This window comes from Crocinitomix catalasitica ATCC 23190, from assembly GCF_000621625.1.
In the GTDB taxonomy this organism is placed as follows: domain Bacteria; phylum Bacteroidota; class Bacteroidia; order Flavobacteriales_D; family Crocinitomicaceae; genus Crocinitomix; species Crocinitomix catalasitica.
The window spans coordinates 1-17228 of the sequence record NZ_JHXV01000032.1 but is presented as its reverse complement, the minus strand read 5'-3'; the positions used below and the strand labels follow the sequence as shown (position 1 = coordinate 17228).

The 17228-nt window shown below is 35.3% G+C and carries 11 protein-coding genes, 1 tRNA gene and 1 riboswitch; of the genes, 7 read left to right on the top strand and 5 right to left on the bottom strand.

The window, feature by feature from the left end:
- Positions 1-68: 68 nt before the first annotated feature.
- On the top strand, positions 69-1787 hold the full coding sequence (locus tag T367_RS0116150; RefSeq protein ID WP_157454278.1) for an ABC transporter ATP-binding protein: 1719 nt from the start codon (positions 69-71) through the stop codon (positions 1785-1787).
- On the opposite strand, the gene T367_RS0116145 is transcribed toward T367_RS0116150, so the two are convergent.
- On the bottom strand, positions 1784-4267 hold the full coding sequence (locus tag T367_RS0116145; RefSeq protein ID WP_027420781.1) for a T9SS type A sorting domain-containing protein: 2484 nt from the start codon (positions 4265-4267) through the stop codon (positions 1784-1786). The genes T367_RS0116150 and T367_RS0116145 overlap by 4 nt on opposite strands.
- A gap of 196 nt (positions 4268-4463) precedes the next feature.
- Positions 4464-4583: riboswitch (SAM riboswitch) on the top strand.
- 51 nt (positions 4584-4634) lie between these two features.
- Here T367_RS0116145 and T367_RS25205 point away from each other — a divergent pair.
- The 5 genes from T367_RS25205 (at position 4635) to T367_RS0116120 (ending at position 11817) form a co-directional block, all read left to right on the top strand.
- Positions 4635-5603 carry a homocysteine S-methyltransferase family protein gene (locus T367_RS25205; protein WP_027420780.1) on the top strand — a complete coding sequence of 323 codons (969 nt, stop codon included), beginning with the start codon at positions 4635-4637 and terminating at the stop codon, positions 5601-5603.
- Positions 5604-5633: 30 nt separating this feature from the next.
- A complete protein-coding gene (gene metH, locus T367_RS0116135; RefSeq protein ID WP_027420779.1) occupies positions 5634-8348 on the top strand; it encodes a methionine synthase in 2715 nt (904 codons plus the stop codon).
- Positions 8349-8449: 101 nt separating this feature from the next.
- Positions 8450-9754, top strand: a complete 1305-nt coding sequence (locus T367_RS0116130) for a cryptochrome/photolyase family protein (RefSeq protein WP_027420778.1) — start codon at positions 8450-8452, stop codon at positions 9752-9754.
- Positions 9755-9804: 50 nt separating this feature from the next.
- On the top strand, positions 9805-10827 hold the full coding sequence (locus T367_RS0116125) for a virulence RhuM family protein (RefSeq protein ID WP_084274457.1): 1023 nt from the start codon (positions 9805-9807) through the stop codon (positions 10825-10827).
- A gap of 93 nt (positions 10828-10920) precedes the next feature.
- A complete protein-coding gene (locus T367_RS0116120) occupies positions 10921-11817 on the top strand; it encodes a TIGR01777 family oxidoreductase (RefSeq protein WP_027420776.1) in 897 nt (298 codons plus the stop codon).
- Between the two features lie 21 nt (positions 11818-11838).
- On the opposite strand, the gene T367_RS22760 is transcribed toward T367_RS0116120, so the two are convergent.
- The 3 genes from T367_RS22760 to T367_RS22755 all read right to left on the bottom strand — a co-directional run bounded on the left by T367_RS22760 (position 11839) and on the right by T367_RS22755 (position 16505).
- The gene (locus T367_RS22760; protein ID WP_051568613.1) at positions 11839-14094 is read right to left on the bottom strand and encodes a CotH kinase family protein; all 2256 of its coding nucleotides are present in this window, start codon (positions 14092-14094) and stop codon (positions 11839-11841) included.
- Positions 14095-14282: 188 nt separating this feature from the next.
- A complete protein-coding gene (locus T367_RS0116110) occupies positions 14283-15584 on the bottom strand; it encodes a hypothetical protein (protein WP_027420775.1) in 1302 nt (433 codons plus the stop codon).
- Positions 15585-15596: 12 nt separating this feature from the next.
- Positions 15597-16505, bottom strand: coding sequence for an ABC transporter ATP-binding protein (locus T367_RS22755; RefSeq protein ID WP_051568612.1), 909 nt, complete (start codon positions 16503-16505; stop codon positions 15597-15599).
- 230 nt (positions 16506-16735) lie between these two features.
- On the opposite strand from T367_RS22755, the gene T367_RS0116100 reads away from it, so the two are divergent.
- Positions 16736-16816 (top strand) — tRNA-Leu (locus T367_RS0116100).
- Between the two features lie 103 nt (positions 16817-16919).
- Here the strand turns inward: T367_RS0116100 and T367_RS0116095 are convergent.
- Positions 16920-17228 (bottom strand): transposase (locus T367_RS0116095; RefSeq protein ID WP_027420774.1); only part of this gene is annotated, 309 nt, incomplete at its 5' end.

Below are 17228 nucleotides of genomic sequence, written 5' to 3'. Positions count from 1 at the left end.
TAGTGATAGTGAGTAATTTGCTGTTTGTGATTTTTAACTTGCTATCGCTTGTCTTATTTATTCCGTTTTTGCAAATAATTTTTGAGACGGATGATGCGATTCAAAAAGCAAAAGAAATCACCAGACCAATTTGGGCAAATCGCGAAAACTTATTCGATTATTTTGGAAATTATTTTGAATTCTTACAATACGATTTTGTTCAAGCAAATGGAAAAATGGGTGCTTTACAATTTGTTTGTATCACCGTTCTAATTGCTTTCTTTTTAAAAAATCTATTCCGATACAGCGCTGTTTATCATCAATCTTTTTTAAGAATGGCAGTTGTTAGGGATTTAAGAAAAAAATTATTCGACCGTTCAATGCATTTACCAATGTCTTATTATTCAGAGTCTAAGAAAGGGAATTTATTAACGCGTTTAACGGCAGATTTAAATGAAGTTGAGATTGCCGTTGTCTCTACTTTAGAACTTGTATTTAGAGAACCAATCGCTATTGTTATCAATTTGGCAGTACTGTTTTACTTGAGTGTAGAATTAACAACCTTTTCGCTAATCTTACTACCTGTAAGTGCATTGGTTATTTCAAGAATTCGGAAAAGTTTGAAGCGAACTTCCCAAAAAGGCCAAGAACAAATGAGTGAATTGATATCTAATATTGAAGAAAGTTTAGGTGGAATTCGAATTATAAAAGCATTTACTGCAGAAAAAATAGCAGTAGATCGATTCTCGACTAAAAATGTACATCACCAAAAATTGATCACAAGAACATTCCGCAAGAAAGACCTTTCATCACCGTTAAATGAATTTTTTGGCGCCATTGTTTTGATATCAATTGTATGGTTTGGGGGTAAACTTGTTTTAGAAAATAATGGAGGTATGAATGGCAAGGAATTCATCGCATTCATTGTAATCTTCTCTCAATTCTTGCGTCCTGTTAGTAGTATTGCTAGTGCACTTACTTATTTAAAAAAGGCAGAAGTTTCATTAGACCGAGTAAACGAAATAATAGATATTGAGGATACGATTAAAAATCCAGCAAACCCCGTTAAGAAAACAGATTTAGACTCAAAAATTGAATTTAAGAATGTATCCTTTGCCTATGACGAAGAACCAGTATTAAAAGGCATTTCATTCACATTAGAAAAAAGTAAAACGGTTGCCTTAGTAGGTGAATCAGGCAGCGGAAAATCGACAATAGCTGATCTTATTCCACGTTTTTACGACACCGTTTCTGGCGAGATATTGATAGATGATGTCAATGTCAAATCAATGCTCAAAAAAGATTTAAGGAAGTTAATCAGTGTAGTAACGCAAGAATCGATTCTTTTTAATGATTCAATAAAGAACAATATTTGTTTTGGGAAGCCAGATGCTACGGATGAGGAAATTATTTTAGCTGCTAAGGTGGCAAATGCTCACGAGTTTATAATAGCCTTAGAAAATGGTTATGACACCAATATTGGAGACAGAGGGAACAAATTATCGGGTGGACAGAAACAGCGAATAAGTATAGCTAGAGCCGTGCTTTCTAATGCACCAATCATGATTCTAGACGAGGCAACATCTGCGCTTGATACTGAGTCAGAAAAATTGGTACAAGATGCCTTAGACAAACTGATGCAGAATAGAACATCGCTAGTAATTGCACATCGTCTAAGTACTATTCGAGATGCTGATCTTATTCTAGTACTTAAACAAGGTGAAATTGTTGAACGTGGTAATCATCAAGAATTAATTGCGACTAATGGATATTATAAATCCTTATGCGATATTCAGCAAATCAGTTAATTTGATATTAATTTCTCGCTGTAAATCACTTGATCGTTACTCACAATATTTGCGATATAAAATCCTTTAGCGACAACTGGAACTTCAATCGTATTCAACCCGTCCACAAGTAAATCTTTAAGAACAATCTTGCCGTTTACATCCGTAATTTCAACACTGTTTTCACGCCCTTGATAAAGGAATGGGATATTGATTTTTATCGCATCAGAAAATAGCGTGGGATAAACCGAAGGATCATCAGTAAGTTTATCACTGTCACTTGACCCACTATCATCATCACCTTTTGGACCTCCATAAAAATAAGGATCAATTGCTAATAGACTTGTATAGCGATACCATTGATAACCTGCAATTGTTAATTCATCTAGCCCTTCATGATCATCGGATGAAAAACCGCGAGCACCATCATACCAGGTATCAAAAGCCAAGTGTAGACTATGATCCTCTAGCCAGGGTCCCATATGATAACTCCTAGCAGAAAAAATAGGCATGATAGCTGGTTGTCTTTCTGATTCTAAAAAAGAATAAAAACGATCTAATTTATAATTATAGATACTCCGCCCATCTCCATATAAATCAGAAGTTCTATAATAATGTAATAATACTCTATCCACTAATTCGACAAGTGACGCTGCTTCTTCCTCCGATGGATTCCCCAGATAAATCTCACTCAGAACACCCATCTCTCTAGCTCGAATATCTATAGCTTCTAATTCCCGTTCGTAAAAGGTAAAAGCACCTTCATTTGTACAAGGTAAATCATTTGGAATTAAATATTTTGTACAATAATAATCAAATACATCTCCTTCTACATTTGCCCAAAATTCGAATTCTAAATTCAATACGTCAAATTGTCTAAACCAATTACCTGTATATAATTCATTATAAGTTTCAATTTTATCGAATGATGCATTTTTCTCGCCTACAGCTGCAACTTGAACGATTCCAAAATCAACTTTTGCTCTTTCTATAAAATCACCTAGAACATCAGCCTCCAATCGTGAGGTTAAATCATACATTTCATCATGAATATAACTCAGATTGTACAATACTAAATAATTAAACCCTTCGCTTTGACAGTATTCCAATAACAAAGTTTCTTGCGCAGGATCTCCAAGGATTGACTTAAAATCATCCACATAAATTCCGATTATTTCAATTTCATCATAAGCAGCTAATCGTTCTGGATAATATTCAAATGCACCAGCATCTGCGTTGCCGGCAATATTTCTTAACGCATCAACTTTATCATGTTCTACAATACAAGGATGTCCTCTATTAATTGCTGGTGATCGATGTGTTAAACTAAAATCATTAATCCCAACATCTGCAAAATGCATCGCTTCAACTTCGCTTTCCATGATATTATCTTCGAATAAAATTAAATCACTCTCGGGTATATCAAAATATGGAGCAAATTCTCCTAAAACGTCACCTTCTAATCCGGCAGCACAAAAAATCCCATTCTCAAAATGAAGCAATCCAGTGACATGTTCCGCATTGTTTATTTTAACATGTGCTAAATCCGCATTTACCATTGTATTGTGCGAAAAGAATAAATCATTGCCATTAGCCCCAAGAATATTTTCGTCAAAATCAAATTCTATACTGTTCGTTCCAAGTATACCATTCGAATTAAAGACATTATTGATAATGGTATATTCGCCATTACCTTCAGACAAAATTGCTTCATTCTGTCCTTTTCTAAATTCGTTTCTATTGATATCTAAAACACAATCTCTACCAATAAACAACCCTATATCTTCAGATTTAACAATCAAATTATTGCTTACCTCTCCTGCCGCACCATATATTGAGATAGCAGGTAAATCACTACATATTTTTATAATATTATTAGCGACAACAAAATCTGTAATCCTATGCGGATATAAAACTTCACAATCATCCGATTCTACACCAATATCATAAGCGGTATGCCCCAATTGAATTCCACCATTACATTTATTAATTTCAAGATCGTGAATATAAATACCGCCAATTTCGAAGTGGTCTTTATTTTTAGATAAATCACAAAGAGGTTCAGTAATGACAGATATCGCATTCCCTAATATCCCTTTAAAAAATGTCGAAGCAATCTCAAAATTAGTACATGACTCGAATTCAAATCCCACTTCTGAAGCTCCAATTACCGAAATTCTATTCTCCGTGCCGCTACCTCCATCTACTTTAAAATAACTCGAATTCTCAAAAGAGATCGCATAACCTAAACCATCTATATCAAATGTAGTTTCGCCCCCACAAGCTTGAATTGTAATGACATCATCTTCTTCACCTGAAAGACGGTTTATTAAAAGCCCTGCACGATCACCTGCAGCTAGACAAATCAGGTCACCTGGACTCACATCTTCACCGTTAAAAACAGCGTCTTCTATTTCAATTGTATAATCACAGCCACAATCTTGAGCGAATACAGAAATACCTAAAAGAGTAGCCAAAACGACTAGTAAAAATCTTGTCATAATTATTATTTTAGGGTTGAAACGAAAAAGAAAAATGTGCATGTTTTTATAGCGCAGCAACTAAAAAACATGTAGAATCATAGGTTTAATAAAATCAATTTAATTATTTAATACGAGAGAATAACAATTTAGGTTCAGATATTTTGGAATTGATCGAATTCGAATTACCTTTGTGACAGTTCTTATTTTAAAGTACTGCTTATAAAGAAAGGTGGAGGGACCGGCCCTGTGAAACCTTGGCAACCTACCCCCTTTTTACATGGGCAAGGTGCCAATTCCTGCTTAATTCCACTAAAGTTATTAAGCGCTATAAGAGTTAAAATCAAATCACTACATCCGGTCCACTTATACTTTCGTAACATTGATTATGACTGATATTAGAGAAGTATTAAAGGAGCGCATCTTAATTTTAGATGGCGCTATGGGTACCATGATTCAACGGTACAAATTGGAAGAGGAAGACTTTAGAAAAGGTTGGTTCGAAGATCACCCTTCAAGTCTTAAAGGCAATAATGATTTACTGTCTTTGACGCGCCCTGATATAATTAAAGCGATACATGCCGAATATTTAGCCGCGGGTGCAGATATTATTGAAACAAATACTTTTAGTGGTACAACTATCGCTCAAGCGGATTATCAATTAGAAAAAGCTGCTTATGATATTAATTATCACGGCGCAAAAATTGCCAAAGAAGTTTGCGAAGAATTCACCAAAAAGAACCCTAATAAACCGCGTTTTGTTGCTGGGTCGATTGGTCCAACAAATGTAACCTTATCTATTTCGCCAGATGTGAATGATCCTGGATTTAGAAATTCGACTTTTGAAAAGCTAGTCACAGCTTATTCTGAACAAACAAGAGGTTTAATAGAAGGCGGATCAGATATTTTACTCGTAGAAACAATCTTTGATACGCTGAACGCCAAAGCCGCATTATTTGCTATTAAAAGTGTGCAAGACGAATTAAAAACGTCCATTCCAATTATGGTTTCTGGAACGATTACGGATGCCAGTGGAAGAACCTTATCAGGGCAAACAACAGAGGCTTTTTTAATCTCTGTTCAACATGCAGACATTTTAAGTATCGGCTTGAACTGTGCGTTAGGAGCGAATGCACTGCGTCCTTATCTTCAAGTATTAAAAGCGAAAGCACCGTTTTTTGTAAGTGCACATCCTAATGCTGGATTGCCAAACGAGATGGGCGAATATGATGAATCGCCAGAACAAATGGCGGCTCAAATTAAAACATTTCTTGACGAAGGCTTAGTGAACATTGTGGGTGGTTGTTGTGGAACAACTCCTGAACATATTAAGGCCATGGCTGATTTAGTGAAATAAGAATTGTAGTTGAAAGAAAAAATTAGAAAAATGAGTTTACATCCCGATTATAAAGGCAAATACGAATATAAATGGAGCCACCTCCCCAATTTGAAATTGAGTGGATTGGAGCCTTTGGAAGTGACGCCCGAATCGAATTTTATAAACATTGGTGAAAGAACCAATGTGGCTGGTTCACGAAAATTTTTACGCCTAATTAAAGATGAACTTTTTGATGAAGCATTATCTATTGCTCGGGAGCAAGTTGAAGGTGGCGCGCAAATCATTGACATCAATATGGATGATGGTTTGATTGATGGTAAAATGGCTATGGTTCAATTTTTGAATTTGATTGCTGGTGAACCAGATATCTCAAGAGTTCCAATTATGATTGACTCTTCTAAATGGGAAATCATTGAAGCAGGTTTGCAATGCGCACAAGGTAAATGTATTGTGAACTCAATCTCTTTAAAGGAAGGGAAAGAAAAATTTATAACTGAGGCTAAAAAAATCAAACAATACGGTGCTGCTGTCGTTGTTATGGCCTTTGATGATAAAGGGCAGGCAGATACTTACGAACGAAGAATTGAGATTTGTAAAAACTCTTATGATATCTTGGTGAACGAAGTGAATTTTCCACCACAGGATATTATTTTCGATCCTAATGTCTTTCCAGTTGCAACTGGAATGGACGAACATCGAAAAAATGCAATGGATTTCTTTTTGGCAACCCGTTGGATTCGAGAGAATTTACCCGGTGCGCATGTAAGTGGTGGAATTTCAAATGTCTCTTTCTCTTTTAGGGGGAATAATGTTGTGCGTGAAGCCATGCATTCGTCTTTTCTATACCATGCGATTAAAGAAGGTCTAGATATGGGGATTGTAAATCCATCCATGTTAGAAATATATGATGATATACCAAAGGATCTATTAGAGCATGTTGAAGACGTATTATTCGATAGAAGAGATGACGCTACAGAACGATTATTAACTTTTTCTGAAAATGTATCCGGCGAAGTAAAGTCAAAAACGGCAGATTTATCTTGGCGTGAAGGTGAAATTCAAGAAAGAATTACGCATTCGTTAGTCAAAGGAATTGCTGACTTTATTGAAGATGACATGGAAGAGACCAGACATCTGGTTAAGGCCCCAATTGAAGTCATTGAAATCTATTTGATGAACGGAATGAATGTGGTGGGCGATTTATTCGGTGCAGGAAAGATGTTTTTACCACAGGTTGTTAAATCTGCTCGTGTAATGAAGAAAGCTGTTGCTTATTTATTGCCATTCATTGAAGCAACCAAAACGGAATCAAAAGCCAAAGGAAAAATCTTATTAGCGACAGTTAAAGGTGATGTACATGATATTGGAAAGAATATTGTTGGTGTTGTTTTAGGTTGTAATAATTATGACATTGTCGACATGGGCGTAATGGTTCCTGCTGATAAAATATTAGCCAAAGCGATTGAAGAGAAGGTGGACATTATTGGACTGAGTGGCTTAATCACTCCGTCATTGGATGAAATGGTGCATGTTGCCAAGGAAATGGAACTTCAAAAAATGAATTTCCCATTATTAATTGGCGGTGCAACAACATCTAAAGTACATACCGCTGTCAAGATTGACCAAAACTATAAATCAGGGCAAACTGTTTATGTTTTAGATGCTTCACGTTCGGTAACTGTTGTGAGTAATTTATTAAGTCATAAGAAAGATGAATTTGTAAGTGACATCAAAGCAGAATATGAAAAAGTACGGGTTAATTACGCGAAGAAAAAAGGTTTTAAAACCTATCTTTCTTTAGAAGATGCTCGGGCTAATCGCTACCCAATTAAATGGGATAAAAAGGATATAACAACACCTAAAATATTAGGAAGAAAAGCTTTAAAGAACTATGATCTTCAGGAATTAAGAGGATATATTGATTGGACTCCATTCTTTCACACATGGGAATTACGTGGGAAATATCCAGCTATTTTCGAACATGAAACGATGGGTGTTGAAGCCAAAAAATTATTCGATGATGCTCAAAAAATGTTGGATACAATTATTGCAGAGCAATGGATTACAGCAAATGCAGTAATTGGACTTTGGCCTGCCAATACTGTTGATGACGATATTGAAATATATACCGACGAAACGCGAACAGAGGTCATGCATACACAATACGGAATGCGTCAACAATTAAAAAAATCTGCTGCCGCAAATAATGTTTGTGTGTCCGATTTCATTGCGCCAAAATCAACTGGCATCAAAGATTATATTGGTGGATTTGTAGTTACAACTGGATTGGGTATTGAAGATAAATTAGCCGTTTTTAAAGCTGATCATGACGATTATAATAGCATCCTTTTAAAAGCACTAGCAGATAGATTGGCAGAAGCTTTTGCTGAGCGACTACACGAACTCGTTCGACAAGAGTATTGGGGATACGAAACCAAAACATACGAAAAAGGAGAATTAATTCAAGAGAAATACCAAGGCATTCGACCAGCGCCAGGTTATCCTGCGAATCCTGATCATACAGAAAAACCGGGGTTATTTAGAATTTTAGATGCGACTGAATTAACAGGGGTTAGTTTAACTGAATCAATGGCAATGATGCCTGCATCCTCTGTAAGTGGATGGTATTTTGCACATCCAGAATCTCATTATTTTGGCGTTGGTAAGGTTACAATAGATCAAGTTGAACGACTTGCAGATGCAAAAGGAATTCCACTTGAACGCATGAAAAGATGGCTGAGTAGTAATTTTGAAGAAGCTTAAAAAGCACTAACAATTCATTTTATTGATAATTTTTAGATGTTTTTTGTCATTTAAACATACAAAATGACTATTTTTCTATTGTTAAGCCCACACACTAATAAATGGAAAAAGTTAATTTTTTTTGGTTCAGAAGAGATCTGAGATTAAATGATAATACTGGATTGCGCGCAGCGTTGAAATCTGGTACAAAAGTTCAATGCATTTTTATATTCGATACAGGAATTCTAGATGGACTTCCTAAAGATGATGCGCGTGTTACTTTTATTTGGCAGCAGCTAAAAAAGATCAATACAGAACTCAAATCTTTTGGCGCAAGCCTATTAATCAAACATGGTAAACCGCTAGAAGTTTGGAAAGAACTTATAGTAAATTATAAAATTGATACCCTTTTTTTTAATCGGGATTATGAACCTGCAACCATAAAGCGTGACAAAGATGTTCGTTTCTTATTCGAATCGAATGCCATTGCTGTAAGAGATTTTAAAGATCACGTGTTTTTCGAGAAAGACGAAGTCCTAAAATCTGATGATAAACCTTATACTGTTTATACCCCTTACAAGAATAAATGGCTTGCTAAATACGCCAAGACCAATGTTCTTGTTCCTAAAAAAGAGGACGAACTTTATTTGAATTTTGAGTCGTCTAATTATGCATTCCCGAGTCTAAAATCAATTGGATTTGAGAAAACAAAAATTAAAATTTCTGATTACAATTTAAAAGGCATTGATGATTATGACGAACATCGAGATTTTCCTGCAAAACATAAAACAACCTTAGTCGGACATCATTTACGATTCGGAACGATTAGTATTCGAAGTTTAATTTATTTCTCTGTCCGTAAGAATCCAACTTATTTATCTGAATTAATCTGGCGCGATTTTTTCGCTCAAATATTGGCGCACTTCCCACATGTTATAGAGGGACCATTCCGTAAAAAATATGCTGGAATTGAATGGCGGAATAACGAAGACGAATTCAAATTATGGTGCGAAGGTAAAACGGGCTATCCTATTGTAGATGCAGGGATGCGTCAATTGAATTCAACAGGATTCATGCACAACCGTGTGCGAATGATTACAGCCAGCTTTTTAATCAAACATTTACTTATTGATTGGCGTTGGGGTGAAGCATATTTTGCTGAAAAATTATTGGATTTTGATCTATCATCGAACAATGGAAATTGGCAATGGGCGGCTGGAACAGGTTGTGATGCTGCTCCTTATTTCAGGGTTTTTAATCCGACTTTACAAACAGATCGTTTTGACAAACAAAAAGCTTATATCAAACAATGGATTCCAGACTTTGATGCAGATAACTATATTGCACCAATTGTTGACCATAAAATGGCGCGTTTAAGAGCGATTGAGGTTTATAAAAAAGGGATTGCTGCCGCTGAATCGTTTTAACTTAACCTGCTAATCTGAGTATATTTGATGACTAAAATAGAATTGTGAAAATGGGCAAAGTGGATAAAAAGAATGAATTACAGCAGTTGAATAACTTTGTGATTTTTGAGACGGATAGCGGCAAAGTAAATATCGATGTTTACTTTCAAGATGAAACACTTTGGCTCACTCAAAAACGAATAGCAGAATTATTTGAGAAAGGCCGTACAACCATTACCGAACATTTGAAAAAGATATTTGAAGATGACGAATTAAACGAAAATTCAGTATGTCGGGATTTCCGACATACTGCTCAAGATGGTAAAGCGTACATAACTAAACACTACAATTTAAGAGCAATTACTGCAGTTGGATATCGCGTGAATTCACACCGAGCAATTGAGTTCCGAAAGTGGGCAACAGAAATTTTACATGAATACATCATCAAAGGTTTTGCTATGGATGATGAGCGTTTAAAACAAATAAAACACTTCGGAATTGATTATTTTGATGAAATGTTGGAACGGATCCGAGAGATTCGATTAAGTGAGAGACGTTTATACCAAAAAATCACTGACATTTATTCTCTATCGGCGGATTATGACAATAAAGCAGACGTCACAAGACATTTTTTTGCAAGTGTTCAAAATAAATTGCACTGGGCAATAACTGGAAAAACGGCCGCTGAAATTATTTACACAGAAGCAGACGCTACGAAAATATACATGGGATTGAAAAGCTGGAATCAAGCACCAGATGGCAAAATTTTAAAAAGTGATGTAGTTGTAGCTAAAAATTATTTGAACACAGAACATATTAAATCACTTGAAAGAATAGTTAATTCTTATTTAGACCTGGCAGAAAATAGAGCGACAAACAGAAAAGTGATGAATATGAAAGATTGGGATAAATTTTTAATCCAATTTTTAGAATTAGCTGACTACCCTATTTTAAAAGATCAGGGTAAAATATCAATGTTAGAAGCCAAATTAAAGGCTGAAACAGAATATGACAAATTCAGAGTCATACAAGATAAAGACTATATTTCTGACTTTGACAAAACGATAAAAAACATAGTCAATAAGAGTGAATGAAGCACTTCCTGAATATAATTAATTAAAACCTTCCATCTTGTTAAAATTCAGTTAACCTTAATTCTTATTTCACTAGATTACCTAAATTACAGCATGAAGCAAATTCTAATAACAGGAGGAAGCGGTTTAGTAGGAACAAGACTTAGCGAAATTTTGACCGAAAAAGGTTATGCCGTTCGACATTTATCACGGACCGTTAATGGCAATGAAAAGTACCTGACCTTCCGTTGGGATTTAGCTGATAAATTTATCGATCCAAAAGCATTCGAAGGAATTCACATAATCATTCACCTCGCTGGAACCAACGTCAGCAGTGGTCGTTGGACCGACGCAAAGAAAAAAGAGATCTTGAGCAGTCGAATTGATACGATGCATTTATTACAAGAAAAACTGCAAAACCAAAAATTGGAAGCGTTTATTTCAGCATCAGGAATTAGTTATTATGGAACTGAAACGACTGAAAAAACATTCAAAGAAACCGATCCAGCAGGAACAGACTTTATCGCGCAAGTAAGCGTGAAATGGGAAGCGGCTTGTGATGTTTTTAAGACCAATACTGATAGAATTATAGCCTTGCGAACAGGAATTGTATTAAGTCGTGAAGGTGGTGCTTTGGCAAAACTAAAACAGCCCATTAAAATGGGAATTGGTTCTCCACTAGGATCAGGCAAACAATATATGCCTTGGATACATTTAGAAGACCTCTGTCTAATGTATGTCGCGGCGATTGAAAACACGGCCATTAAAGGGATTTACAATGCCGTTTCAGACCAACACATTAACAATGCTGGAATGACCAAGGTGATTGCTGATGTACTGAATAAAAAACTATGGGCACCAGCCGTTCCAGCTTTTGTATTAAAACTACTCTTCGGCGAAATGGCAAATATCATTCTGAAAGGAAGTAGAATTGACAATGAAAAGATAAAAGCAGCAGGATTTCAATTTAAATATCCTCAATTGAAACCTGCGCTAGAAGATCTACTATAAACCTGAACTCGTTTCTAAATCTTAATTATTCAATACTAATTTTTTGGAGATTCCTAGGTCTGCTAGCACCACAATATATAGTCCTGTTTCCAAGTACGAAACATCGATATTTGCATTCGAGTAAACTTGGTCTTGATAAATTAATTTGCCTTGTAAATTATAGATCATCACATCTTGTTGTTCGTCTGATGAAAATTGAATCGTAAAATTAGTCTGTGCCGGATTCGGGAAGATCAACATCTCAGCTTCATCTATGATTGTTTCATCAATACTTAAAGCCGTAAAAGTGTTTTCTGCGGCGAAAGTTGGAATCATTTTGATAAATCCTCCAGTGCCATTCTCGTAACGTCCATAAGTTACATCAGTAAACATCTCAGGATATTTAACACGGTTCAATTCGAAACCACTCGCATCAGAGAACGAAATAGATTCTCCATTTGCGGATAATTTAAAGTTCGCATGTAATCCTTCCTGCATCGTATCCTCATCCAACCAAACAATCAAATAATCATTGGCTGAAATTATTGTTCCTTCAGGAAATTGCCATTGCATTGGTTCTGCATTCGGTCTGTCAGAAAGATAATAACCAGAAATATTGATATCACTACCTGTCGTATTAAACAATTCAACCCAATCGTTATACTCACCATCTTGATCAGCAGCTATAGTTGAATTTGAAGCTAATACTTCATTAATCACAACATCCGATTGGATAATTAAACTGTAATATTCATGCTCTGCACGAACAGGTGAGAATTTTCCTGCAAGGTCATTATCTGCATAAATATAGTATTGAATATCCTTCGCTGATGTTGGAATAAAAGCACCGAAAACGCCATCCCCTGCTCCACCATCGCCATGTGCACCATCATCAAACATTTCAACTTTAGTAAAGGCATCTTGTAAGTCATTCCGGTAACCAATATGTGCATAAGTGGCATCAGATATATTCGCTGTTATTGTTGCTGTTACATACGCTGTAATGACTGCTGGATTTGTATTAATATCAGTAATATTTGGAGCAACATAAGCCCATTCAGCCAGGTCTTCATAATAATCTAAACGTCCATCTAAAATTTCTGAAATTCCAAAGACTCCTCCTGGACCAGGTCCACCTCCACCACCTTCAGTTTCGTACAAATTAGATGTGAATTGAGTTCGTGTATAAAAACCATTCGGCTCTGCATCCACCTCATCAATTATAACCTCCTGCATTTCTTCTACTCTTGCATAATAATTCCGATCTACTAAATGCTCTTCAACCATCGTTTTAACATGGGCTAAATACATTTTTCGGTATCTAGGAATGGAGAATAATTGATAAATCAGCGGATAACTAGCATCGTCTTCACGCAAATAAAGATCCATATCCGTCAAATCATTTAAATCAATTCGACCGGGACCTTCTGCAAGCATTGTAAAACTACCGATACTCTGGTTTAAATCCCATAAAATGGGAAAGAAACGATCGTTATCATCCTTTATAAAATAATAATTCTGTTTAAACGGGCCAGAATAAGAATCTAGATTGACCATCACATTATTAAAAGCTAACATCCATAAGGCTCTATCCACATCCAAATAATCTTCAATATTGGCCATATCATAAGTCAGATTATTGGTAAAATTCATCATATCCTTCCAACCAAAATCTGATTTCAATTCATAATATTCGTAATAATCAGTCGAATCATCACCTAAATACTCTAATGATGAGCCGCCATCACCTACTGAAACAGGATTACATTTAAATCGTGTATTGTCATCATCTGCATAAAGTCGTCTTTCTAAATAATCGCCATCAATTGACTCTGAACTCGAAAACAAACCATAATATTCTCCATTAATAGTAACCTTCGCATAATTCGACAAGGGAACATCCATATAATCCCTGGCAATTTCATAAGATAAAACTTCACGTACAAAAGAAGGATCCATACTCCCATTTGACAATTTAAACGTAGAAAAACCGTGGTATTTTTGATCCAGAATATAATCCAATTTAATATTCAATGGATTTTTCAAACTGGTAGCATTATAAGTACTATTACCCTTAAATGCAACCCCTACACTTAGATATTCGACACCGTTCACCTTACAATCACCTACTAGCCGTTCATCTGCATCTGCAGCATAATTAGCATCCATTAGCGCATCCCAATTTTCTTCTTCAAACTCAATCTCAATTAATGTTATTGAAGAAACATCATAAGTTCCTTGCGCATTACCAATTGTTATAACAGCTAAACAACCAAGTAGGGTAATTAATTTTTTCATCTTTCTCTTCTAAATTAAAATGCGTTTAATTACGCGCACAATAAATATTAGACAAATCTAAACAAGAAAGGTTTAATTCGAATAGAAATTAATTTTTAAATCAATCAAAAATTATATTATCAATTCATTAAATAATTATAAACAAGAATTATCAAACCACAATAGTCGACTGCCGGTAGGTCTATCAATTATTTTAAAGCCGGTAAATTTCTGTAACGCGCATAAATTGGTTTAAACACTGCGATACTCAATAAACCAATAGCTACTGAAACCCAATAGAACAAATTAAATATATCGTCATTATTTCTACTCCAATAACGCTGCTCAGTAATCTCCATCATGATTAAAATAAATACAGGTAAAAGTGGTAAAAAGAACTGCAGATACATGGTTAAAACATAGGACATGGGACTGTATTTATTGGAAAAGTAACCACCAAAAACGATGATACTAATCACGATATAACAGAGCAATATAAAGAGAATATACCCAACACCTTCGTCAGCATTAAAGATACCAAAGACAATTCCAGCTATAATACCAAAAAGCAATGGCGTCAAACAAATACTGATAAAAGCAAAAACAAATTGACGTAATTTCATTTGCTTAAACATCCAAACGGTCAATGCTAACCAAGCGATAATACCACATGTTATCTTCCAAAACCAATTGTCAAAATCTCTATCGACCCATGTGTTATTATTTTGGGCATCATGAATTCTACTAACTTTCCTTTTAACAGATGAGCTAGAATAATAATCGTAATCGTCGTAGTAATAATCATCACCATCTTGATTATTAATGAAATTAGTAAATATTTTCTCCGTTGATATAACAATTTCATTTTCCGTATACTTATTGTAAGCATAAACATATTTATCGATCTTCTCCTTAATCTCTTCTTCACTCATTTTTACACGATAGGTACCGCTGCTATATTGGTCTGTTTTACCTTCTCTTTTTTTTATATCATCATGTAAATTATAATTCAGAGCAATTAGATCAAATTCGTAAAGTCGCGGACTGATCTCGTCAGGTACAGCCATCCGGTTAACAATACTATTACCATAATCAAGATTTAAACGATCCTCTGATAACTCTTCAGGAGAACATGCATTTTCAACATTTTTAAGATTCGAATAAGGCACGGATACAAAGGACAAAAAAGCAATAAAAAACACGAGAAAATATAGTCCGAAATTCAGGTATTCTTTGCCTATAGACATTTTCCCTCCAGACTTTAAAACATTGTATCGCGATTGAAAAATAAACCAGTACACCAAATAAACGAGCACAGGTATTATCAGATATAAAAACATCCCACCTTCGTCTGGCAAATCGGTCTTTCTATCCCATCCAATAAGTCGACTTCCATAATACATTAAAGCAACTAAACCTGCTCCAATGGGTAAAAATATATGCACACGGGTGATCCAAATTGAAGGGAAACGGTGCAATAAATATTGATCAATTTTTTTTAAAATATTCACGTCTCTAAAATTTTAAGCGTTAAACAATCTACGCGTTGATGAACTAATATCTCTGAAGTACAAAATTATGCCACCGTTATTGAATATGGTTTGTACAAAATCAGTTGAACTTACCTCAAGTGGCAATTTGACATGTGCTGTTTTACCAACCATCTTAAGACTGGCATTTGGCCATTGTTTCATTAATTCCTCCAACGGAATATTCACTTGAATTTCGAATTCGTTTTCCGTTCTTGTTTCACCAATTTTATTGACATCTCCTGCAAAAATTAACGCTCCTTTTTTCAAAAAGACAACATCATCAGAAACATTTTCAATCTCGTGCAATTGCTGAGAACTTAAAATCACACTTACATTCCTGCCGGGTTCATTTACAATCTCTCTTAAATCACTTAAAAATTTACCTTGCGCATTGATATCTAAATTCGCAATAGGTTCGTCTAAGACTAACAATTCAGGACTGCCAATTAACATACGCGCCAATTGAAAACGCAAACGATACCCCGTAGATATTTCGCTCCATTTTAATTCGGCATATTCAGTTAACCCTAATTTCTCTAGCAAATCATCCACCAAAACATCAGCAGCATCTCCTTTAATATTTAGAATACTTGCCTGAAAAATTAAATTCGTTCGCAATAAGCCGTACCATTTAGGAATGCGTTGTGGGATATATGCAATTCTTTGTCGAATAGTTTCCCAGTCCTGATCGGCGCTTAAAGGCGAATCAAAATAACTTAATGAACCAGTATCATTATTGAGTTCGCCAGCTACAATTCTTAACAGCGTTGTTTTACCGTTACCGTTTTCACCGACTATACCGGTTATTCGACCAGGTGCCAAGTCCAGCGTAATGTTTTTAAGTTGAAAACCACTCTTGGGGTATTGTTTGGATAAATTTTCGCAGGAAAATATTGCCATAAATTTGCTTATTGATTGATTGTGCTTTAGAACTGCAAATTAAGGGATTTATTTTAGTTGGTGCGAAATACTTCTTCTTTTGAACAAATTAAACGCACAATTATGATTTAACTTAAAAAAAAAACTGTTTTAGTGATAGGTTATTATTTTTTTCATAACTTTGCCGTCCGTAAAAAATGCCTGAGTGGCGGTCCCGATAGCTATCGGGATGGTAGAAGCTCAAATTAAATGCCTGAGTGGCGGAATTGGTAGACGCGCACGACTCAAACTCGTGTTCCATTGGAGTGCGGGTTCGATTCCCGCCTCAGGTACAGAGAGAAAAAAGCCTTTCATCGTTTGATGAAAGGCTTTTTTTGTGCGAGCAAAATCACAATTTTACTGGTCAATGAAAGGATCAAGACCAATTGTTGGGGACTAGGCATATATTTTAGTTAATCTGAATAAAAAGAAAGCAACATTTTTCACACCTCTAAATTGGGATCTAAACGCTTTAATTTTTGCATTAAAAGATTCTGCAGCTGCATTTGTACTTCTGTGTTCAAAATAATTAACAATCCCCTCGTAGTTGATTCGAATAGTATTCATAATGGTAGCAAAACTTTTAAATCCTGATTTTTCAACCTTATCATACCACTGGGCTAATTTTGTTAAAGCAATACCTTTTCCTGTTTTAGTATTAAAAAATAATCTAAGCTCTTGTGATAATTTATAAGCCTGTTCAAT

Coding starts and splice junctions, on each gene's coding strand:
- T367_RS0116145 (WP_027420781.1), bottom strand. CDS start 4,267: ATGACAAGATTTTTACTAGTCGTTTTGGCTACTCTTTTAGGTATTTCT.
- T367_RS25205 (WP_027420780.1), top strand. CDS start 4,635: ATGACTGATATTAGAGAAGTATTAAAGGAGCGCATCTTAATTTTAGAT.
- metH (WP_027420779.1), top strand. CDS start 5,634: ATGAGTTTACATCCCGATTATAAAGGCAAATACGAATATAAATGGAGC.
- T367_RS0116130 (WP_027420778.1), top strand. CDS start 8,450: ATGGAAAAAGTTAATTTTTTTTGGTTCAGAAGAGATCTGAGATTAAAT.
- T367_RS0116125 (WP_084274457.1), top strand. CDS start 9,805: ATGGGCAAAGTGGATAAAAAGAATGAATTACAGCAGTTGAATAACTTT.
- T367_RS0116120 (WP_027420776.1), top strand. CDS start 10,921: ATGAAGCAAATTCTAATAACAGGAGGAAGCGGTTTAGTAGGAACAAGA.
- T367_RS22760 (WP_051568613.1), bottom strand. CDS start 14,094: ATGAAAAAATTAATTACCCTACTTGGTTGTTTAGCTGTTATAACAATT.
- T367_RS22755 (WP_051568612.1), bottom strand. CDS start 16,505: ATGGCAATATTTTCCTGCGAAAATTTATCCAAACAATACCCCAAGAGT.